Origin of the sequence: Chryseobacterium sp. ZHDP1 (assembly GCF_018603435.1) — a bacterium.
In the GTDB taxonomy this organism is placed as follows: Bacteria; Bacteroidota; Bacteroidia; order Flavobacteriales; family Weeksellaceae; genus Chryseobacterium; species Chryseobacterium indicum.
The window spans coordinates 2,154,188-2,176,689 of the sequence record NZ_CP075682.1; the positions used below are offsets into that span (position 1 = coordinate 2,154,188).

The following is a 22,502-nucleotide window of genomic DNA, read 5'->3' on the forward strand; positions in this document are numbered from 1 at the left end:
TTTTAGAGTGTGGAGCGTTATATTTTAATTGATATTAAATTTTCTTACTCTAAAAATCCTGCTTTAAGAGTCATAACTCTAAACTGCAATAAAACTCCCAAACCTTAAAACTCTAAAACCCTCAAACCCTACAACTCTCTCACCTTAAACACTCTACAAGTAAATCACTTTCTCCTGTCTGGAACTTTCCACTGCCGCATCGATAATTTTCATATTTTTAATGATTTCTTCCGCAGGTGAAGGCAATGCGTATCCGAAAACGATAAATTCGTAAATCTGCTGATAATAATTCATGTAATTTCCGGGTTCGCTTGAAGTAAGGATTCTTTCGGTTTCTTTATTTTCATTTAGATAATTCAGAATTCCATCGGTTTCCGTTAAAGGTTTTGTCCATTCTTCACCATATTCCGGAATGGCTCCTGCAACGAGTTCATTTTCCTGATGATCGGTTCTTTCCTGCAAAAAGCTTCCTTTTTCTCCGTGAACAGCATAAGCAAAATGTGCTTCTTTGGTGAATACAGAAGATTTCAGCCTTACCCTTAAATCATTCGGATAAAACAAAATAATTTCAAAATAATCGTTGGCAAATTCTTTTCCTTTCATGGAAAAAACATCAGCAAAGAGTTTTTCGGGAAACCCGAAATACTGAACTGCCTGATCCACCAGATGCGATCCTAAATCATGCAGAGAACCCGAACCTACAGCTTCAGGATTTTCCTTATGAGCCTTTCCGCTTGGTTCGGTACGAAATCTGTCGAAACGGATTTCCGCCTCCTTGATATTTCCGAGTTTTCCTTCGTTGATGATTTTTTGTACCTGAAGATAATCGCGGTCGAATCTTCTGTTTTGGTAAACGCTTACAAATAATTTTTTCTCTTCCGCCAGTTTTGCCAGTTCTTCTGCTTCTGCAACATTTACGGTGAAAGGTTTTTCAACCACTACATTTTTCCCTGCTTCCAGTGCCTTTTTTGCATAATCAAAATGCGTCTGAACCGGAGTATTCACAACCACGAGTTCGATATCGGCATTTTCAAGCATTTCTTCTACGGAACGGTAAATTTCTGCTTCAGGATATTTTTCTTTAGATTCTTCTTTACTTCTTTCCACAATTGCGGAAATAAAAAATCCCGGATGTTCTTTCAAAAACGGGGCATGAAAAACTTTTCCGCTCATTCCGAACGCACAAAGTCCGACTTTTACTAACTGCATAGATTTATTTTTTAACAAAGATATTTAATCTAAAGTTCTCATCCCTACTAAAATAAGGGAAAACACAATTTCTAAATTAAAGATTACTGACAAAAATCAGTTTATAATTTTTATTAATTCTAAATAATAATATACATTTGCACTTTATTTAAAACCACTCTAAATAACAATAGACTATCATGAAAAAGCAGCTAGCCACAATAGGATTAGTATTCGCAGCCCTTTCTTTGGACGCGCAGATGAAATATGTTGAAGCTGATACCATTAGAATCCAGACTATTGAAGACGTTAATCTTCATAAAACCGGAAATCCCAACAAGGCAAGACCATTATCTACCAAGTCTAATCTTACGATGATGGAAACACCTCAGCCAATTGCGATTGTTACTCACGAAATTATTGAGCAGCAGCAGGCAAAACAACTGAGTGATGTTCTGCAAAATGTAAACGGAATTTATGTAACTTCTTCCAGAGGAAATTCTCAGGACAGTTTCGGAGGACGTGGTTTCATTCTGGGAAATGACAATATTTTCAAGAACGGCTCCAGAATTAACAGCGGAGTTTTTCCTGAAGTAAGCGGATTGGAAAGAGTGGAAGTTCTTAAAGGGGCAAATGCAATGCTGTACGGAAATACGGCTGCAGGTGGTGTTATCAACATGATTACAAAAAAGCCTAAATTCAACTTTGGCGGAAGCGTGGGGATGAATGCAGGAAGCTGGAATTCTTATAAACCAACAGTTGATCTTTATGGTCCGCTTTCAAAAAATATTGCTTTCCGTGTGAACGGAGCGTATGAGTATGCGGAAAGTTTCAGAGATGTGGTGCAGTCTGAAAAGTATTATTTCAATCCCTCATTTTTATTTAATTTAAGTGATAAATCGCAGATTATCGTTGAGGCAGATTATCTTAAAAATGATTTTACTCCGGACTTCGGAATCGGATCTATCACGCAGCGTGACGGATATACTTACCAGATGAATAATCTTCTTCCGAGAAATGCTTTTTTAGGAACAGACTGGCAATATCAGAATATAGAGCAGGTTACTACCAATGTTACATTCAATCATCAGTTTAATGAAAGATGGTCTTTAAACGCTACGGCATCTTACCAGAATTACACGAAAGATTATTTTTCTACGGAAAGAGTACAGTGGGGATACGAAAAATCAACTGACAGGCTTTTCTGGAAAAGACCTTTGAACAGAACGTATAACGAACAGAATTATACTTCGGCACAGGTAAATTTAAATGGTGAATTCAATACAGGAAAAATAAACCATAAGGTGTTATTCGGGGCAGATACAGATTATGGAGTTGCAGATGCGTACACTTACTATAATCCAACCAACAGACTGGCTTACGGAAACAGCTATCTGTACGGTACCAACGGAAACAGCAATGGTATTCTTTATCTGGACAATCCTGATTCCTGGGCAAACGGAAGTGCTCCTGCTGCTGAAAGGTTAGAGAAAAACAGAATTAATACGAGAAGAATCGGAGTGTATGCTCAGGATTTCATCAGTTTAACCAAAGAATTTAAAGTTATTGCTGGATTGCGTTGGTCTTATATTGAAAATATGCCAACGATCAACACTAAATTTAAAACGGTTACAAGCGGTTTAGTGAATCTGAATTCTACCACAGGAAAATCGCTGGTTAATAATTCTTCGTCATCCGATCAGGCAATATCTCCGAAATTAGGTTTTGTTTACATGCCGAATGATAATTTTTCAGCCTTTGCAACCTATACAAACTCTTTTGTTGCCAATGTGGGAAGATTAAGAGACGGAGAAGCTTTAACGCCAACCAACATCGATCAGTACGAAGTGGGTGCGAAAAAGAATTTCTGGAACAATGCTTTGGCAGTTAATCTAACGGTTTACCAGATTCTGTACAGAAATTATTATCAGAATGCATTAGACGATAAAGGAAATCCTGTAGATCCGGCAGGACTTACCAAAGATTTTGCAGGAAAAATGAGAAGCCGCGGAGTTGAGCTTGATATTACAGGAAATCCAACAGAAAATTTATCCATTATCGGAGGTTTCTCTTATAACAATTCTGTGTATTTAAATACTCCGGAAGCTTTCGGATATGTAGAAAACCAAAGACTGGTAAGAACTCCTGCAACTACTGCGAATGCTTCGGTATTTTATAAATTCACAAAATTGGTTCCCGGCTTGAAAGTGGGAGCCGGAGTATATTACATTGGGGACAGACTTGCCGGATGGAATGATACCAAAACAGGAGCTAACAGTCTGCAGCAGAGAAATGGGGTAAGCAGAATTTTCGAATTAAAAGATTACACAACGGTTTCTCTATCAGTTGGCTACGACTGGAAGAAATTCTCGATTCAGGGGAAAGTCGGAAACCTGTTTGATGTAGAAAATTACACCGTACACGAAAATTATTCCGTGAATCCGATCACACCGAGAAATTACTATGTTACATTAACGTATAAACTGTAAAAAAGAATTACAATAATTTCTTCATGTAAAGTGGGAATTGCAATTTTGCAGTTTCCACTTTTGAGATTTAAAAAACAAAAACAATATATATGGATAAGATTAAAGACACAAGAAGTTTTATGAGAATCATGCACCGTTATCTGGGCTATTTCCTTGCCGGAATAATGGCTGTTTATGCAGTAAGTGGTGTTTTATTAATTTACCGGGACACTGATTTTCTGAAAAAAGAAAAAAAGTACGATAAAGTTGTAGAAAAAAATCTTGATGAAAAAGCACTTGGAAAAGAATTAAGAATTAAAGGTCTTGAGGTTGAAAAAACTGAAGGTACTGTTCTTACCTTTAAACAGGGAACTTACGATTCCGCAACGGGACAGGCAAAGTATACTAAAAAGGAGCTGCCATTTGTACTGGATAAAATGACAAAACTTCACAAATCGCAATCTAAAGACACTCTTTCTCCGCTAAATACTTTCTTCGGAATTTCCCTGTTCTTTTTTGTGATTTCGAGTTTCTGGATGTTCAATCCTAAAACCAAAGCATTCAAAAGAGGAATGGTTTTCACGGTGGCAGGACTTGTAGTTTCAATTATTCTGCTTTTATTGTAAATTTTATTAGAATAAAAACTCCTGATGATCGGCATTTCATAAGAGCATACCATTGATTAATATGATAATGATTTCACTACGCATTGAGTAGAATGGCACATTTATTGATTTTCTGAAATCACAAATGATACAACATTAAAATATTAAATAATAAATTATGAAAAAGCTAATTTTTACAGGAATAATGGCAGTAACGGGTTTGGCTGCAACAATGAATGCGCAGATCCAGAAGGGAAACTGGTTAGTGGGTAGTAGTTTAATATCAAGTAATTTCGGTTTAAACACCGGTGGTGGTTATAATATTGCTATTCAGCCTAAAGGAGCCTACTTTATTGAAGACAACGTTGCTGTCGGGGGTTATGTAGATTTAGGATTCAACAAAGTAACTAACGGTTCTCCTACAGAATTTACTTACGGAGTTGGTGCTTTAGGACGTTATTATCTTTCTCCGGGAGAAAAAGGAGTAGATAACTTACTAAACCACGGACGTTGGTTCTTAGAAGGTAACGCAGGAATTGGAGGGAGATCTGTTGAAAATGCAGATTCTACTACAGGTTTCGATTTCGGAGTAGGTCCTGGTTATTCTTACTTCATTACTCCAAACATCGGTCTTGAAGGTCTGGTAAAATACAGAGGAAGAGCAGGATTTGGCAGTGAAGGTTTAAATTCAAACCTTACTTTCAATCTAGGTTTCAGCATTTACCTTCCTACCTCTAAAGCAAAACAAATCGCAAATGATGTAAAGTAAGATTACGATCCAATCACTTCACATTCACTATACACTACAATTGAAATCGCCTCGAGTTTTCGAGGCGATTTTCGTACAAATTAAAACTAAACTATAAAAAATCAAATAAATCATGTATTCGGTTGTGGTGTATATCTTAAATAAGGTTTTATCTCTTTCACCCCTTTCGGAAAAATCTTTCTGGCATCTTCCGTAGAAATCGCAGGTGGAACAATAACATCATCTCCGGCTTTCCAGTTAACAGGAGTAGCAATTTTATGGGAATCTACAAGCTGAAGAGAATCCAGAACCCTCAGAATTTCATTAAAATTTCTTCCTGTGGAAGCAGGATAAGTTATAATAAGCCGTACTTTCTTTTCCGGATCGATAATCAGTAAAGAACGAACGGTTGCCGTTGCAGAAGCGTTCGGATGAATAAAATCGTACAGTTCTGAAATTTTTCTGTCTTTGTCTGCAATAATCGGGAACTGTACTTCCGTATTCTGGGTTTCATTAATATCTTTAATCCAGTTCTGATGATCTTCTACTCCATCCACACTCAGCGCAATTACTTTGGTTCCGCGCTTATCAAATTCCTCCTTCAATTTCGAAGTATACCCAAGTTCTGTAGTACAGACCGGAGTATAATCTGCGGGATGCGAAAACAGAATTCCCCATGAATTTCCTAAATATTCGTAAAAATTAATATCTCCGGCAGAAGTTTCTGCCTGAAAATCGGGTGCGGTATCTCCTAGTTTAATTGACATAATATTTTGTTCTTAATAGTCTACAAATTTAGTAGAGTTTTTGGAACTGGCAAAATTTTTGTTTAAAAATTATATCTTTAACTAAAATTTTTTTTATTCATGGAGAAAAGTGGTCTAGGCTATATCGATGTTGTTTATAATGTAATACAGAACTGGTATCTGAAATTTGCAGAACTTACCCCAAAACTTATTGTGGGAATTCTGGTATTTTCTTTCTTTTTATTCACCAGTAAATATCTCAGTCAGGGCGCCGTAAAACTTTTCCACAAATTTTTTCCGAAAAGCAAAAAAGAAAGTTCACTGGTCACGTTAATCAGTGTATTCAGATTCCTGATTATGGTAATGGGAACTTTCATTGCACTGGAAATTATGGGTTTCAGCGGTTTTCTGTGGAAATTCATCGGAAGTTTAGGAGTTGCAGGGGTTATTGCAGGGGTTGCATTAAAAGATCTGGTGTCCAGTATATTTTCAGGAATGCTGATCGGAATAGATAAGGCCTTTAAAGTAGGAGATTATATTACGATAGGAACCCACTCCGGAACCGTACAGGAAATTGGTTTTTTAACAACGAAAATTATAACTGACGACGGGAAAAAAGCTTACATCCCGAATCAGGTGGTTTTTAATGCTCCGTTTTACAACATTACCGCATCACCTCAGCGAAGAATTATTTTAAATTTCGAAATTCCTGCCGATGAAGATATTTCTAAAGCACAGAAAGGAATGCTCGACATTATTAAAAATCTCGAAAATGTGGATAAACTGGATACTGCAGAAGTTATTTTTACAGATCTGAAACAGGGCGTTTTCAATATTCAGGCTAAATTCTGGATGAAGGTGGGCGCGAATATGGTTCAGCTCAAGAGCGAAGCTTATTTAAAGATCAAACAGCGTCTTGATGAGGACAGAATTCAGCTTGTTACTCCTACAAGTATCAGTATTACGAACGGAGATCATTTAATCAACGAAAATCAGGACTAAATAAAAAAAGCAACCGAATAGTGGTTGCTTTTCTGTTTTTATGAATCAGTAATTTATTTTTTAATGATTAATTTTTCTGTTATTTTCTCCCCGTTTTCAAAAACCAGAGAGATCACATAATTTCCGTTCATCAGATCATTAACTTTTACCTGAGTTTCACCCTGGAAATTTCCGCCTTTAATTAATCTGCCTGAAGCATCGTAAAGCGTATAATCTGCTTTCTGAGATGAATTTTTAAGTCTGATATTGACAACATCATGAGAAGGATTCGGATAAATCGAGAAGTTTCTCACGTTAGTTTCAGCCGTTGTAAGAACAGTCTGAGTAATAGAGAAACTCGATGTATTGAGTGCATAATAAATATTTCCCACCGCTTTTACCATAATTCTCGCAGACGAAACATTTTCATTTGGCATCGTAACATTAGCGGAACCATTATTCGGAACACTTGCTGCCAAAACAGTCGGGAACGTTAAGCCACCGTCTTTAGAAAGTAAAATAGATACGTTCTGTGTACTAATTGCTCCTGTACTTGTTCCTGCTACATTCCATGTTACGGGAACGGAAGTATTTCCATTATAATTTATTCCTGTCGTAGCCTGAGAAGTTACTTTAAACGGTCCGTCATTCGTTACGGTAACCACCATAACATCTCTTGCTGCCTGATTTCCTGTTGCTTTATTATCGTTTACCAACAAAGAAAAATTAAGAGTTCTGGCAACACCTGGAGTAACTTCCCATTTCGGGATAAGATTATTCGCTACCACCGAACTCAGCACGGGAAAATATCTTGACGGAGAAACAGTAGGAGTTAAAGAACGATAGACCGGTCCGGCTGTTCCTGTGGAAACCGGAGGCTGCGTATTGCTTGTATTGTCATACTGTTCCCAAAGGTAGGTTAAAGGATCTCCATCCGGATCTGTTCCTGTTCCCGTTAAGACAAAAGCAGTTCCCTGCGGAATGGTATAATCTGCTCCGGCATCAGCGGTAGGAACTCCATTGCTATTAGAATTTTTTACGGCGCAGTCTGAAGCTCTCTGCAAAACAGCGTACATTTCCAAAACGCTTGCCGCATGAAAGTAAGCATCACTGTTATTCTGAACATTATTGGTTGCTCCGCAGATCCCTGCATAAGCCATAATCGTAGATCCGCTTCCCGGTTCGAAAGCAGTCGCGTTATTGAAGTTACCAGCACATGAAGAAGTTGCCGCTCTGAATGTGTGGTTTGCTCCAAACTGATGTCCCATTTCGTGCGCAACATAATCGATATCGAAAGGATCTCCAATCGGAGCTCCGGAACCTGTAACGCCTCTTGCTTTACTGCCTGAAACACATACCACTCCCAATCCTGCCAAACCGCCGCTGTTTGTTCCGAAAACATGGCCAATATCGTAGTTCGCAGTTCCGATGACCGCCGTTGTATTGGTCTGGTTTTCGTTTATCATGCTACTTGGGTTTCCATTGGTAAAAGGATCTGTTGTCGCATTGGTATAAATCAACAGATTATTGTTCGCGATCATCATCATGGTTGTAGAGATCGTTTTTTCATAAATTCCGTTTACTCTGGTCATTGTTGTTGCCATTGCTGCCATTGCCAGAGCAACTGTTCCGCCATGAAATGTGGTATATTCCCCTGTCGCAGAGAGAGCGAGTCTGTATTTTCTGAACTGTCCGTCCGAAACCAGAGGAGCTTTATTGGCTGTTCCGTTATTTTTTAAGTTATCCAGTTCGTTTTCGACATGACATTCAAAAAGCCGGTCGTTTTTCGGAAGATCTTTTCTCTTGTATAAAATAAATGCAGAATTGTCTTTTGTGTAACTGTCGAGATAACTGATTTCCCAGTTATCAAAATACATGACACTGATTCCTGTAGAAGGGGTAACACTGAAACGGATTGTATTTTCGGGATGCTCTTTTTGCCAGCCTGTGTAAGAACGTATTTCAGGGAATTTCGCCTGTAGTTCCGGCTCCATTACAGAAGCTTCCTGAACGATGTAATCTCTTATTTTCCCGTCAGAATCCGGAAATTTAATCATAAGGCTTTCATCTCCCGAAAAACGCTGGGGTGCTTTTTTAAGATCGGATTTAATTTTTCCCAGATCAACTTGATATAGAGAAAAATTATTGGGAGTCGTCCATCTCGGGTTCAGATTTTCCCGTTCTGTTTTTGTTTCTTGTAGTTTCGACCAGTAGTTCTGCTGACCAAAAACCTGTGCTGCAATCAAAAGGCACGAGACGATAAAGGTTCTAGTTTTCATGACAGTAATTTTATATATTAGTATTGAATGGTGACTTTTTTAATAAGCAAATTTTCTTTTAGCTTTAATAAGATATCAGGCGGAATTCTGCTTTGTTCATTAAAATCCGGATTGCTGAATTCTTTCGCTTTTATGCAGAGGATATTTTTATCAAAAGTAATGGCTTCAATTAAAATATCATTGGAGTTTTTTAACTGAGGTTTTACAATAATATACGTTTCATCTTCGGTGATGGAAGGAACAGGCGAAAATCTGTTTCCTGTATTTTTCTGATGAATAATTTTAAAAATTTCATCCATCTTTTTCTGAGAATTAATCACAATAAAATCTTTCTGAATTAAAGAAAAAGGATAATGGTTTTTATCTTCGAACTGAATTTCTTTTCCGTGAGATAGGAAGTAATGGCTGACAATTTGAGATTGACAAGTAAGAAATAAAAAGAGAAAAAAGGATAAACGCAGTCTCATTTTTAAGCCTTTCCTGTAAAGATAACAATTTTAAAATGAATAACTTATTTAATTATATCACTTTCTTTATTTTGAGTTATCTATTTTTTGAAGATGTGTCTTTCATTATTAAACTATCCTTTTTCGAAATTTTCGCACAGGAATCGTTTTCGTTTATTTTAGCCTCGCCTATGACATAATTTTTATTTTCAGGGATAGAATCTTCTTCCATCATCACAAGACCTGTCGTTGCGTAAGATTCTTCTTTTTGTTTTGAGCAGCCCGTTAAAAATAAAATAACGGAAAGAAGAGTTAATACGATTCTGCTATTCTGAAAATGCACAGGAATATGTTTAAAGAATTGAGCTCTTATCTTTTCAGATTGATTACCTGTGTCCAACTGATGATTATAAAATCTTCCGCAGATTTCTTCATCTTGCTTTTCATCGATGATTTGTAGAATTTCGTTGGGCTGTTTCTGTGTAAAATCAATCACACATTTATTGCAGACGGAACAGAATCGTCCTTTTTCCTGCGGAGACATCATTTCCCAGCTTTCTGAACACGGTTTCGGAATTTGTATGTTTTTCATGGTATATTAAATTTTTTCAGCTACAAATTACAAAAGATATTTAATTTGATTAAAAAAAGAAAAAACCGTTCCAAAAAATGAAACGGTTTTAATGTATTTTAAAAATTTCAGTCTTATGCTAAAACTTCTTTTACTTTGTTTGCAGCTTCTTCCAAAGTAATTGCAGAGTGAACCGGAAGACCAGACTCGTCAATTAATTTTTTAGCTTCAACAGCGTTAGTTCCCTGTAATCTTACGATCAATGGAACAGGAAGGCTGCCCATTGCTTTGTAAGCGTCTACAACTCCCTGAGCAACTCTGTCGCATCTTACGATACCTCCGAAGATATTAATTAAGATTGCTTTTACATTTGGATCTCTTAAGATGATTCCGAAAGCCGTCTGTACTCTTTGTGCATCTGCTGTTCCACCTACGTCAAGGAAGTTTGCAGGGTTACCACCTGATAATTTGATGATATCCATTGTTGCCATTGCAAGACCTGCTCCGTTTACCATACAGGCAACGTTACCGTCTAATTTTACGAAGTTAAGACCCGCTTCACCAGCTTCTACATCCATTGGATCTTCTTCTCTTGTATCTCTAAGCTCAGCTAAATCTTTGTGACGGAACAATGAATTGTCATCCAAAGTTACTTTAGCATCTACAGCGATAATTTTGTTATCAGAAGTTTTCAACACAGGGTTGATTTCGAAAAGAGATGCATCAATTCCTGTGTACGCATTGTATAGAGAACCGATGAATTTTACGAATTCTTTGAAAGCATTCCCTTCAAGACCTAAGTTGAAAGCAATTTTTCTAGCCTGGAATCCCTGAAGACCTAAAGCAGGATCAATGATTTCTTTGTGGATCAAATGAGGCGTTACTTCAGCAACGTGCTCAATGTCCATCCCACCTTCAGTAGAATATACGATTGTATTTTTACCTTCAGCTCTGTCTAAAAGAATAGAAACATAAAATTCTTTAGTTTCCGTTTCTCCCGGATAATATACATCCTCTGCAACCAAAACAGAATTTACTTTTTTACCCTCAGCAGAAGTCTGTGGAGTTACCAACTGCATTCCGATGATGTTCTGAGCGTTTTCTTTAAGTTTATCCATGTTTGGAGAGAACTTTACACCACCCCCTTTACCACGGCCACCTGCGTGGATCTGAGCTTTTACAACCCATCCCTGTGCACCTGTTTCAGCAGTTAGTTTTTCAGCAGCAGCTACAGCTTCATCTACGTTGTTTGCAACGAAACCACGTTGGATAGCTACTCCATACTTTGATAAAATCTCTTTTGATTGATACTCGTGAAGATTCATATTATTTTTATTATTTTATTTTAATAGTTAAAGGTTGACAAATTTAATAAAAACAGATGAATTATCAACTTTTATTTTAAAGAAAGCAATGTCTGTAAGGATGCTTTTTATCAGTTTAATAAAATGTAAATTACCCCAAAATTATATTGTAAATTTGCCCTTCCTAAAATGTTGTAACCAAAGGTAACTGTACTTATTTTCCGAAAATATTTTTAAAAATTTTACCGAAAAAACCTTCCTTCTTTGTTGTGACATTCTTAACAGGTTCTTTTTCATCAGTCGAAAAATCAATTTTTATTTCATTAAAAATCTGCGCTCTGTAACTCACTCTGGCAACACTTTGAAACTTTTCTCTGGAAATACTGGAAACCGAATCTTTCTCTCCGTTTTCAAAATTATCTATTTCTATATAATACTCCAATCCCTGCAATGCTTCGTTTAAAAGGTTTTTTACTTCATTATTCGTTTCTGCCCTGTTATCGAATAATCTTCCCAATACTTTAATTCTTTCTCTTCCCAGATTCATCAGATAAATTTCAAACTTATCTTTAAGAAGAATCTGCATTTCATTTTCTGCCGCGTTAAATTCAAAGTCAGGATTGTGTTCTACTTCCATATTAAAGGCCATCAGAACCGCCAGAAAAGTAAAATTCAGGATTTCACCATTGATACCGCCTTTATCAGTAAAAAAAGTTCTGGTGAAAGGATAAAAATGCCATGAATCATATTGAGGATCAATTGCATGAAGCAGTTTCATGTGTGCGGAATGAAAAACATCTTCATTTTTGGTTTTCACACCATTCTGTATCACAAAACCATTTGAAGCACATCTTCCTCCGAAACAATCTACTTCCACATACACCACTTCCAGATCTCCGTTCTTCTTAGAAAATTCAAGCGCATGATTTTCAGATTCAGAATAATAGTCTTCAACCTCATCCTGATCTCTGAAGAACTGATCCGGAAACTGTTCAAAAGAATATTCCTTAAATTTGTTATTCGCCTGACAGACAATTCCTCTAAAGGGTGTAAAGAACTCTCTGATATTGTAAAACTTAAAATGTTCGGTCAACCTATTTTTCAGATCTTCCTTCTCAGATTCTTCATTAATTTTGATAATAATATTGTACGTTTTGTAACTCATGTGTTATTAATTTTAAATCTCAAAGATGCATTGATTTTATTAACAATCAAAATCCAGGAATACTGATTATTGAAAAAAGCTGTTCATTTAAAATTCCCCAGTTTAAAGAATCATTTTTAAACTTTTACTGAATATTTTTATTTAGCAAGAAGAAACTCCAAAGGCTTCGAAAGTCTTTTTGCCCATGCTTCCTCGCTGTGATTTTCACCGGGAAAGTATAACGTTTTCCAGTTCTTTTCAGAGTAACCGTGTTTTCTGATAATTGCATCCGCTTTTTTCTGAATTTCAGGATACAATGCATCCAAAGTCTGATCTCCGCAGTCAAAATAGATTTTGTGGTTTTTGGGATCGGATAAATTTTTGTCTAAATAGCGTAAAGCAGACTCAGGAAAAGGATTATTTTCATTGGTAAAAGTTCCGGTCCAGTGTGTGGAAAGGCAGGCTGCTCCGCCAAAAATCTGAGGATATTCGCAAATGGCATACATGGAGATCAGTCCGCCCATGCTGCTTCCAGCAATAAAAGTATGAGATCTGTCTTTAAAGGTTGAATATTTTTTATCAATAAGAGGTTTCAGTTCCTTCACCAAAAACTTTAAATAATTGTCTGAATTGGGAGAAAACTTTTCATTGGCTCTTCCTGCTTTTTTCAACTGATGATTAACGGTATCTTTTTCCACTACGGATAAAGTTTCAAAAGGTTTCTGCGGAAAATAATCGAAATGCCTCATTTTGGAATCATTCCACACTCCTACAACAATGGTGTTCTGTATTTTTTTTGATTTAATCAGTTCCGCAACAGTTTCATCCACATTCCAGGACTGTTTATTCCACGTGAGATCAGAATCATAAAGCATTTGTCCGTCCTGCATATACAGAACTGCATATTTCTTAGATGCTGAATAATTTTCAGGAAGCCATACATCGATGTTTCTCGGTGTTGCAAACTGAGATTTAAAATCCGATATTCTTTCAATCTTTCCGCTGCTCACTTTCGGAATCTGCGCCTGAACTACGGAAAATAGAACAACCACAACAATTAGCAAAAATCTATACATCGTTTATAATTTATCACAAAGATAATTTTTAATGAGAGATCATTGAACTTTTCTATGGAGAATCCATTTCATAGAAATTACAATACGATAGTATTACTATTATAAATAATATTAAAACATTTTTCGGTATATATTTTGCTATCAAAAAATATAGTTATTTAATACATCATGGAATTTCAGGTAAAATTTAAAGTCAACGAACACCTTTATCTTAAAGATCCCGAAAACAGCGAGATCGGACGTGCCATTGTCAAAAATTCAATAGAACTGATCTACGAGACCGGTTTTGAAAGTTTTACTTTTAAAAAACTAGCCCAAAAGATCAACTCTACAGAGGCAACGGTTTACCGGTATTTTTCTTCAAAGCATAAACTTCTTACCTATATTCTCAATTGGTACTGGTCTTACATCGAATTCATTTCCAAACTGAGGCTTCAGGAAATCAGGGAACCTCAGCAAAAAATGGAAAAAATCCTCGAAATCATCACGCATAATGATGAAACTGATGATAAAATAGAAGATTATGATCTTACAAAACTTCACAACATCGTTATTGCAGAAAGCAGCAAAGCTTATCTGGTAAAAGAAGTGGACGAAATCAATAAAGAAATGGTTTTCAGTCCTTTAAAAAGTCTTTGCGCATTTATCGGAGACATCATTGCAGAAGCAAAGCCGGATTTCCCTTATCCGAAATCATTTGCAAGCACTCTACTGGAAACCGCTCACGATCAGCAGTTTTTCAGCGAACATCTTCCGAAACTTACCGACAATCATATCAATAAAATAGATCACAAAAAGTATGTTTTGGATTATCTGCGTTTTATCACCTTCAACCTTATAAAATAATAAGACTCAAATGGAAACTTCTCCCAAACAGCACGGTTACAACCTTTTCAAATACGTTACAAAGGAAAAGAAAGATGTCACCAATATTTATTTTTATGCCATCCTGAATGGTCTTGTTCAGTTGAGCGTTCCGCTGGGAATACAGTCTATCGTCAGTTTTGTAATGGGAGCTACGATGGCAACTTCTATTTATATTCTGATCGCTTTTGTGGTTCTGGGAACCTGGCTTGTCGGCTATTTCAGGCTGAAAGTAATGCAGATCATTGAAAAGATTCAGCAGAAAATTTTTGTTGAATTTTCCCTTGCTTTTGCCGAAAAACTTCCGAAAGTGAATCTTTCAGCAACACGGAAATATTATCTTCCTGAACTGGTTAATCGTTTTTTCGATACCCAGAATCTTCAGAAAGGAATTTCTAAAATTTTACTTGAAATTCCAACCGCGCTCATCCAGATTTTATTCGGAATCCTTCTTCTTTCCTTTTACCATCCGTGGTTTTTGGTGTTCGGAGCTTTAGTGGTGATTTGTGTGGTCATTATTTTCAGATTCACGATGGAAAGCGGAATTAAATCCAGCATCGAAGAAAGCGACAAAAAGTATGAGGTAGCTTCCTGGATTGAAGATATTGCCGCGTCTATCAAAACATTTAAGCTAAATTCCAAAACAGAAGCACATCTTTCAGGAACTGATGAAAGAGTGGTAAAATATCTCGATGACCGGACTTCGCACTTTCGCGTTCTGGTTTTCCAGTATAAAACCATTATTGCTTTTAAAGTGGTGATTACTTTGGTGATGCTTGTAATCGGGACTTACCTTTTGGTGAATCAGCAACTTAACATCGGAGCGTTTATCGCCACGGAAATCGTTGTTCTGAGCATTATGTCTGCTGTGGAAAAACTAATCATCAGTCTTGAAAGCTATTACGACGTTATTGCAGCTTTGGCAAAACTGAATAAAGTAACCACGCTTCAGGAAGAAAAATTCGGGGAAATTACTTTCGATCAAAACAATGACGGCTTTGAAGTTGAATTTAAAGACGTAAATTTTGCTTTCAACGATCATCACAGGATTCTGGAAAACATCAATTTTAAAATTCCGGAAAATAGTTTAACCATTATTTCAGGACAGCTCGGCGCAGGAAAATCTTTACTGCTGAATATGATGACCGGATTTTATGATCCGACTTCCGGAAGTATTTTATTTGATAAAATTCCTTTAAAAAATATTGATAAAGTATCGCTACGAAGCCAGATCGGGATGTATCTTGAAGACATGACGATCATTAAAGGAACAGTTTACGAAAACATCACTCTCGGACAGAATGAAACCTCCGCAGAACAGATTCTGGAAATTGCAGAAGAAATTGGCATCGAAGATTTCTCCAGCCAGTTCAGCAACGGATTCTTCACCAACGTCAGCGAAACCGATACGGAAATTTCGTTCAGCTCCAAAAAGAAAATTCTTCTCCTGAGAGCTTTGGCAGGCGAAAGAAGATTATTAATCCTTGAAGATCCTTTAGACGGAATGAATGATACATTTAAAACTAAAATGACGGAATATCTTTTAAAACTAAAAGAAAAAACCACCATTATCATTGTTTCAGAAGATAAAAATCTTATTCTGGAAGCCGATCAGCATCTTCAGGTAGAAAACGGAAATGTGAAAAAATTATTTAACAAAAACTAAAAGAGATGGAACTGAAGTCAGTCAATAAAATATACCACATCCACAGAAAATCAAGGGTTAAAAGATGGTTTCTTTTCATCCTGATTGGCGGAATTATCACTCTGTTTCTGCCATGGACACAAAATATCAAGGTAATGGGAAACGTAAGTACGCTTTATCAGGAACAGCGTCCGCAACAGCTCAATTCTCCGATTCCCGGAAGAATCATCAAATGGTATGTGAAAAACGGCGATTATGTAAAAAAAGGTGATACTTTGCTTCAGCTTTCCGAAGTCAAAGAAGATTATCTGGATCCGCTTTTGGTGAAAAGAACCGAAATGCAGGTAGAAGCCAAAAAAGGAGTTAGAGACTATTACGAAGCCAAAGTTGGAACCACCAATAGTCAGTTGCAGGCTTTAAATTCTGCCAGAGATTTAAAATTGAGTCAGCTTAAAGTGAAGATCAGTCAGCTCAATAATAAAGTAGCAGGAGAAGAAGCCGAACTGGAAGCAGTAAAAAACGAGCTGAGAATGAGTTCCGACCAATACGAAAGACAGAAGAAAATGTATGATGAAGGTTTGGTTTCGCTCACGCAATTTCAGCAGAGAAGTGTTTCTTATCAGAATGCTTTAGCTAAAAAAACGGCAACTGAAAATAAACTGGCGCAAACCCGACAGGAAATTGTGAATGTAAGCATCGAACAAAATGCTACCATTCAGGATTATAATGAGAAACTGAGCAAAACGGAAGGCGACCGTTTCCAAAGTATGGGACAGATCGAGGGAAGTGATGGCGATATTGCCAAACTCGAAAATCAGGTTGCCAATTACAAAGCAAGACAAGGTTTGTATTTCGTGATCGCTTCTCAGGACGGACAGGTTGTGCAGATCAATAAAGCCGGAATCGGGGAAATCCTCAAAGATGGTGAAAGCATCGGAATTATTGTTCCGGAAAAAGTAGATTACGCCGTAGAAATTTACATTAAACCTGTCGATTTGCCTCTGGTAAAAGAAGGACAGCGTGTAATGTGTATTTTTGATGGTTTTCCGGCGATTGTCTTTTCAGGATGGCCGAATTCCAGCTATGGAACTTTTGCAGGAAAAGTAATTGCAGTAGAAAACAACATCAGCGCCAACGGAATGTTCAAAGCTTTGGTGATTCAGGATAAAAATGAAAAACAGTGGCCTCCGAAAATTAAAATGGGAACCGGAGTTCAGGGAATTGCGATTCTTAATGACGTTCCGGTCTGGTACGAATTATGGCGAAACATCAACGGTTTCCCGCCGGATTATTATGAAGTAAAAAACGAAAAATCTGCAAAAGATGAAAAGTCTAAAAAATAATCTGACTTATCGTTACAGGCAATATTCAGAAATCAATAAATGGAGTTTATACAAGTTATTATTTTTTATCAATAGCGTCGGGCTTTAGCCCGATATCAACAGGGGCGTTTAACACAGGCTTTAGCCGAAATTTAAAACAGGCTTTAGCTAAAGCCAACTAAATTGCTCTATTTGTGAATGGGTTAAAGCCCAATCCTATCGATAATTTAATTTGTATAAACTCTAACAGTAGAGGCAGTTTAGTTCATAGATCCTTCGACAAGCTCAGGATGACATTTCTGATACTAACTGATTTATTTAAATACTGTCAGGCTGAGTTTAGTTCATCCTGAGCCTAACGAAGAAAAGCCTTTTTTATTAAAAATAAAATTAAAAAACAACGCAAAACTCATAATAAAACTTTGTTTATGAATTACTTACAATTTATTTTTGAGTATTTTTTCCACAATACTGGTGCAGCACGACCTGAGTGGAGCTCTTTTGTGAGGAGGAACGACGAGCAAAAAGCGGGAACGGAGGGCGGAATAGCTGTCCAAATAAATAGAAATATGAATGTTGCTTATGCTAAAAAAATAGTTACCACACTTCTCATTCTGTTGTGTGTTCAGTTTTCGTTTGCGCAGGATTCTCTGAAACTTTCGCATCAGGAATTTCTGAATATAGTCAAAAATTATCATCCGTTAGCTTTTAAATATCAGCTTCAGAATAAAATTGCCAATGCTGAAATTACCAAGGCGAGAGGAAATTTTGATCCGGTACTCGCAGGAAAACTGGGGGAGAAAAATATTGACGGAACAAAATATTACGAACAGCGAAATGTAGAACTCGGCATTCCGACTTGGTACGGAATTGATATTACCGGAAGTTACAATTATCTGGATGGCGAAAAATTGAACAGCAGCGAAACGAAAGGAGGTTTATACCAATTCGGAGTTACGATTCCTTTGGCAAAAAATCTTCTGTATGATAAAAGAAGAGCCATGCTGAATCAGGCAAAATTCGGATTGAAAATGACGGAAGCCGAACAGACTGTTCTCACCAATGAACTTCTTCTGGATGCCGAAAATACGTATTGGGAATGGGTTAAAAACTATGAAATCTACAAATTGCAGAAATCTGCGGTAGAAATTAATCGAAAAAGACTCGAACTTACCAAAAAAACGTACGATTTTGGAGAAAGACCGGCAATTGATACAGTGGAAGCCGCTTCACAATTGCAGAGTTTTGAGCTTCAGGAAAGAGACGCTTATTTAAGTTTTGTGAAAAGTACGCAGGAACTTCAGATGTACCTCTGGAAAGAAAATCAGGAGTTTTATGAAATTTCAAAGCTTATTTTTCCGTCTTCGAATCTTGACGAGCATTCCGGATATTCCGATTATGAATTTCTGGTACAGAATTTAGAATCGAAACAGCTACAGAATCACGCTTCACTGGAATATTATTTTCAGAAGCAGAATATCCTCGAAAGTGAAAAAAGGCTGAAATGGCAAAGCTTCCTTCCAAAACTGGATTTCACATATAATTTTTTTAATAAAGAAAATTACCGTGCCGATTTTCTTCCTTTGTTTGATAATAATTTCCAATACGGACTGAAACTGGAGATTCCCGTATTTCAAAGACAGGCAAGAGCAGATTATGAAATTGCCAAGCTGAAGATTTCTCAAAACCAACAGGATTCTCAGCTTAAAACCCGTGAACTGAGCACAAAAATTGAAACCTATAAAAATGAAGTGAATAATTATTTCACCCAGATTGATATTTCCACCAAGAATCTGAATAATTACCAAAGACTTCTGAATGCGGAGGAAACGAGGTTCAACAATGGTGAAAGTTCTTTGTTCCTGATCAATTCCAGAGAAAATAAATTATTGGATGCACGGGAAAAAAATATCGAACTAAAAGCTAAATTCCTGAAAAGCTACAATAAGCTGAAATGGCTGAATGAAAATTTTTTGAGGTAATAAAAAAAGGAATTCTGAACGCAGAATTCCTTTTTTAATTTATTTTAAGATAAAATAACTTCTATGTTTTGATTGATTGTGTTTATTAATTTGCCGCAAAGGGATACAAAAAAATTTCATTTTTTGGAATGATTTTAAGAAAAACAAAGGCACTTCGTTTAGTAATGAAATACAAAGTTTTGTATTTCTTTGATAAGTTTTACGCCTTCGTTTAACTTAAATATCTGAAAAATGAAGAATTAGACCCCCTTGTCTAACCTTGCGATTCATTAAATTTTATCTCAAACTGAAGTTTCTTTATTTTTAAGCTTTCATCTTCACGAAGTAAAAGATCAGCAAAGCCCAGCTCAGAATCATCAGTAATCCTCCAAGCGGAGTAATCGGTCCGAGAAATTTCAGGTTCATCCCGAAATAATCCTGCATACTCAATCCGTAAATACTGAATGAGAAAAGCATCGTTCCGAAAATCATAAACCACGAAATCCAGTTCTCTGTTTTGGTTTCAAATTTTAAAATGTAGCCTGCAATTAAAAGAAAAAATGCAGCATACATTTGATATCTCACGCCTGTTTCAAAACTTTCCAGCCTTTCCACAGACAATATTTTCTTTAAAGCGTGTGCTCCGAAAGCGCCTAAAATTACAGATAACATTCCGTAAGCAGCACCAAAAATTAATGTTATTGTTTTCATTTTATTTAATTTCAAATTAGTAATTACGAATATAGACTTTGCTGTTTTGCAATTACTTTAATTTTATTTTTTTGAATATATTGATACAAAATTTATAAAGTAAAGTTTGAATTGTCTAAAAAATGTTTTTATTAAAATTTCGCTTCAAACCCTTTCTTTAAGGCATTTAGCTCTGGTTCGGTTAGCTTTTTACTATTAATCTGCTCCCAAATATTTTGAGCTTTCGAAAAATCTTTTATTCCGATTTTTCTTACAGAAGCTCCCCACATTAAAATTGAAAAGTCTTTTTTGTTGTACATAACTCCATCAAAAGCTATAAATGCTCCTTCATGCTTTTCAACTCTACTTTTAAAATCAAGTTTTCCTCCTTCTTTTGATTCGGTTCTGATATATTCTTCTACATTATTTTTTTCTGTATTTTTTTCATTCTCAATTTCTGCTAAAACATTTTTCTTTAATTCTGCAATAATTTTATCATACTGAAGTACCTCAAAATCCATATTATTAAATTTCAAAACGTTCTTGCTAATTTCGGCTTTTGAATTTTTGAGATTCAAAATTTCATTTGCTCGATGTTCGGTAATTTTTCCTTTCAATTGAGATGGAATTTGAAAACTTAAATCTTTACTTGGAATCACTACATTATAAAAAAAAGAATCATCTTCAGTTTTAGGGATCAGGATTGCCATCCCAAGAACATTTCCTTTATCAACAATCATAAAAAAATATGATGGCAATTTGGTTGAAAAATTTATATAGTCTTCCGAAGTTGGTTTTTCATTAATAAAAACAGAAGAAGATTTATTTTCTATATTATTTTCTATTGTATAATAATTTGAAATGATTTCAACATTTTCAAATTTAATATCTTCAATTTTTAAACTGTTAAAAACAGGATTTCCATTTTTATCGGTTTGTGAAAATAATTTAGGACTTACTAAAAAAAGTAAAATTGCAATTAGTGATACAATTTTTTTCATTGATGATTTTTATTATTTCTGATAACAAACCAATATAAATTAAATATTAAAAGCGTGGCTAAACTCACTTGTTTCTCAACTTCTCCAATTCCGCAATCACCTCATGATGACTCACTGTTTTATCTTTAAAATACGTCACAAAATATTGCTTTTCCTCTTCAGTTGCATTAAACTGATTCAGAATATTGAAAAGATGCATTTTCATATGCCCTTTCTGAATTCCAGTCGTCACCAAAGATCGTAACGCTCCAAAATTCTGAGCTAATCCGGAAACCGCCAAAATACTCATCAGTTCCTGAGCAGAAGGTTTTCCAAGAAGTGCCAAAGAGAACTTTACCAAAGGGTGAAGATTCGTTAAACCACCAACAACACCAACAGAAATCGGAAGATCAATCCAGAATCTGAAAATTCCGTTGTCTGTTGTACAATGTGTGAGAGAAGAATATCTTCCGTTTCTCGCTGCGTATGCGTGAGCACAGGCTTCTGTTGCACGGAAATCGTTTCCTGTTGCAATTACAACCGCATCTACTCCATTCATAATTCCTTTATTGTGAGTGGTCGCACGGAAAGGCTCAATTTCAGCAATCGTTACTGCCTGTTTGAATTTCCATGCAAATTCTTCATTGGAAATTCCGCTGTCGTCTTTCAGATCTTCAATTTTGCAGGAAACCTCAGCTCTTACGATACAATCCGGAGTAAAATTGGACAGAATATTCATTACGATCTGCAGAGAATTCTTTTCTTCCTGAGAAAAATCTTCGCTTACCGCAACTTCCTGCTTCAGAGTTTTACCAAACTGTTCCAGACAGGAATTGATGAAGTTCGCGCCCATCGAATCTACTGTATCGAAACTTGCTTTCAACTGATAATAATTGGGCATTTCGGACGTTTTATCGACGAGTTTGATGTCTAAAATTCCACCACCGCGCTTTCTCATATTCGCTGTGATGTCTTCCGTAGCTTCCAGTAATTTTTTCTTCAGTTTAAAATTAAAAAAATGAAGCAGTTTATGAGATTCAACATTAAAAATAAAGTGGGTATGCCCCAGTTTTTCGTTGTTGATGATCGTTGTTTTAAAACCACCTTTATCAATCCAGAATTTTGCTGCCTTTGAAGCTGCCGCTACTACAGAACTTTCTTCCACTGCCATCGGAAGCGCAAACAGTTTTCCATCGATGAGGAAATTCGGAGCAATTCCGTAAGGCATATAGAAATTGGAAATAGTATTTTCAGAAAATTCGTCGTGAAGTTTCTGCAAATCAGCATTTTCGTTCCAGTATTGGTTTAATATATTTTGATATTCTTCGTTTCCTTCAAGATACTCGTTTACGAGCCAGTCGATTTTCCCCTGCTTTGTTAATTTGGAAAAACCTTCAACGGGTTTATGATTCATAACATAAATTTAATGAGCGTAAATATACTAAATTTGTCACTTTAAACTGTTGATAACTTCTATCAAAAAA

The 22,502-nt window shown here is 36.2% G+C and carries 19 protein-coding genes; 8 read left to right on the plus strand and 11 right to left on the minus strand.

The genetic code is table 11. The annotated features are described in order from the left end of the window. Positions 1 to 153: 153 nt before the first annotated feature. Entirely contained in the window at positions 154 to 1,209 is a 1,056-nt protein-coding gene (locus tag KKI44_RS09875; RefSeq protein ID WP_214590844.1) for a Gfo/Idh/MocA family oxidoreductase, read from the minus strand. A 179-nt stretch (positions 1,210 to 1,388) separates the two neighbouring features. Here KKI44_RS09875 and KKI44_RS09880 point away from each other — a divergent pair, with 179 nt between their 5' ends. From KKI44_RS09880 to KKI44_RS09890, 3 genes are all read left to right on the plus strand, one after another. Beyond that, the gene (locus KKI44_RS09880) at positions 1,389 to 3,677 is read left to right on the plus strand and encodes a TonB-dependent siderophore receptor (protein WP_214590845.1); all 2,289 of its coding nucleotides are present in this window, start codon (positions 1,389 to 1,391) and stop codon (positions 3,675 to 3,677) included. A gap of 89 nt (positions 3,678 to 3,766) precedes the next feature. Next, positions 3,767 to 4,282 (plus strand): hypothetical protein, encoded by a 516-nt coding sequence (locus KKI44_RS09885; RefSeq protein ID WP_214590846.1) that lies wholly within the window; start codon positions 3,767 to 3,769, stop codon positions 4,280 to 4,282. Between the two features lie 157 nt (positions 4,283 to 4,439). After that, on the plus strand, positions 4,440 to 5,030 hold the full coding sequence (locus KKI44_RS09890; protein WP_214590847.1) for a hypothetical protein: 591 nt from the start codon (positions 4,440 to 4,442) through the stop codon (positions 5,028 to 5,030). A gap of 110 nt (positions 5,031 to 5,140) precedes the next feature. Here the strand turns inward: KKI44_RS09890 and KKI44_RS09895 are convergent, their stop codons facing one another. Then, positions 5,141 to 5,776: a peroxiredoxin gene (locus tag KKI44_RS09895; RefSeq protein WP_214590848.1), complete on the minus strand. Its 636-nt coding sequence runs from the start codon at positions 5,774 to 5,776 to the stop codon at positions 5,141 to 5,143. 99 nt (positions 5,777 to 5,875) lie between these two features. On the opposite strand from KKI44_RS09895, the gene KKI44_RS09900 reads away from it, so the two are divergent. Next, entirely contained in the window at positions 5,876 to 6,757 is an 882-nt protein-coding gene (locus KKI44_RS09900) for a mechanosensitive ion channel family protein (protein WP_214590849.1), read from the plus strand. Between the two features lie 53 nt (positions 6,758 to 6,810). On the opposite strand, the gene KKI44_RS09905 is transcribed toward KKI44_RS09900, so the two are convergent. From KKI44_RS09905 to KKI44_RS09930, 6 genes are all read right to left on the minus strand, one after another. Further along, a complete protein-coding gene (locus tag KKI44_RS09905) occupies positions 6,811 to 9,015 on the minus strand; it encodes a reprolysin-like metallopeptidase (protein WP_214590850.1) in 2,205 nt (734 codons plus the stop codon). Between the two features lie 17 nt (positions 9,016 to 9,032). Continuing rightward, a complete protein-coding gene (locus tag KKI44_RS09910; RefSeq protein WP_214590851.1) occupies positions 9,033 to 9,482 on the minus strand; it encodes a hypothetical protein in 450 nt (149 codons plus the stop codon). Positions 9,483 to 9,558: 76 nt separating this feature from the next. Continuing rightward, positions 9,559 to 10,053, minus strand: coding sequence for a hypothetical protein (locus KKI44_RS09915; RefSeq protein ID WP_214590852.1), 495 nt, complete (start codon positions 10,051 to 10,053; stop codon positions 9,559 to 9,561). Between the two features lie 113 nt (positions 10,054 to 10,166). After that, a complete protein-coding gene (gene sucC / locus KKI44_RS09920; protein WP_076390839.1) occupies positions 10,167 to 11,357 on the minus strand; it encodes an ADP-forming succinate--CoA ligase subunit beta in 1,191 nt (396 codons plus the stop codon). A gap of 193 nt (positions 11,358 to 11,550) precedes the next feature. Next, complete coding sequence (locus KKI44_RS09925) at positions 11,551 to 12,501, minus strand: hypothetical protein (protein WP_214590853.1); 951 nt, start codon at positions 12,499 to 12,501, stop codon at positions 11,551 to 11,553. A gap of 137 nt (positions 12,502 to 12,638) precedes the next feature. Continuing rightward, complete coding sequence (locus KKI44_RS09930; RefSeq protein ID WP_214590854.1) at positions 12,639 to 13,556, minus strand: alpha/beta hydrolase; 918 nt, start codon at positions 13,554 to 13,556, stop codon at positions 12,639 to 12,641. Between the two features lie 168 nt (positions 13,557 to 13,724). Here KKI44_RS09930 and KKI44_RS09935 point away from each other — a divergent pair, with 168 nt between their 5' ends. From KKI44_RS09935 to KKI44_RS09950, 4 genes are all read left to right on the plus strand, one after another. After that, positions 13,725 to 14,402, plus strand: coding sequence for a TetR/AcrR family transcriptional regulator (locus KKI44_RS09935; RefSeq protein ID WP_214590855.1), 678 nt, complete (start codon positions 13,725 to 13,727; stop codon positions 14,400 to 14,402). Between the two features lie 10 nt (positions 14,403 to 14,412). Continuing rightward, on the plus strand, positions 14,413 to 16,086 hold the full coding sequence (locus tag KKI44_RS09940) for a peptidase domain-containing ABC transporter (protein WP_214590856.1): 1,674 nt from the start codon (positions 14,413 to 14,415) through the stop codon (positions 16,084 to 16,086). Positions 16,087 to 16,091: 5 nt separating this feature from the next. Then, positions 16,092 to 17,408 (plus strand): HlyD family secretion protein, encoded by a 1,317-nt coding sequence (locus KKI44_RS09945; protein ID WP_214590857.1) that lies wholly within the window; start codon positions 16,092 to 16,094, stop codon positions 17,406 to 17,408. Positions 17,409 to 17,815: 407 nt separating this feature from the next. Next, positions 17,816 to 19,369: a TolC family protein gene (locus KKI44_RS09950; RefSeq protein ID WP_214590858.1), complete on the plus strand. Its 1,554-nt coding sequence runs from the start codon at positions 17,816 to 17,818 to the stop codon at positions 19,367 to 19,369. Positions 19,370 to 19,672: 303 nt separating this feature from the next. Here KKI44_RS09950 and KKI44_RS09955 read toward each other — a convergent pair whose 3' ends face one another. The 3 genes from KKI44_RS09955 to KKI44_RS09965 all read right to left on the minus strand — a co-directional run bounded on the left by KKI44_RS09955 (position 19,673) and on the right by KKI44_RS09965 (position 22,432). Continuing rightward, positions 19,673 to 20,059, minus strand: coding sequence for a DUF423 domain-containing protein (locus KKI44_RS09955; RefSeq protein ID WP_214590859.1), 387 nt, complete (start codon positions 20,057 to 20,059; stop codon positions 19,673 to 19,675). Between the two features lie 131 nt (positions 20,060 to 20,190). Next, positions 20,191 to 21,039 carry a hypothetical protein gene (locus tag KKI44_RS09960; RefSeq protein WP_214590860.1) on the minus strand — a complete coding sequence of 283 codons (849 nt, stop codon included), beginning with the start codon at positions 21,037 to 21,039 and terminating at the stop codon, positions 20,191 to 20,193. A 64-nt stretch (positions 21,040 to 21,103) separates the two neighbouring features. After that, on the minus strand, positions 21,104 to 22,432 hold the full coding sequence (locus tag KKI44_RS09965; RefSeq protein ID WP_214590861.1) for a hydroxymethylglutaryl-CoA reductase, degradative: 1,329 nt from the start codon (positions 22,430 to 22,432) through the stop codon (positions 21,104 to 21,106). Positions 22,433 to 22,502 lie beyond the last annotated feature (70 nt).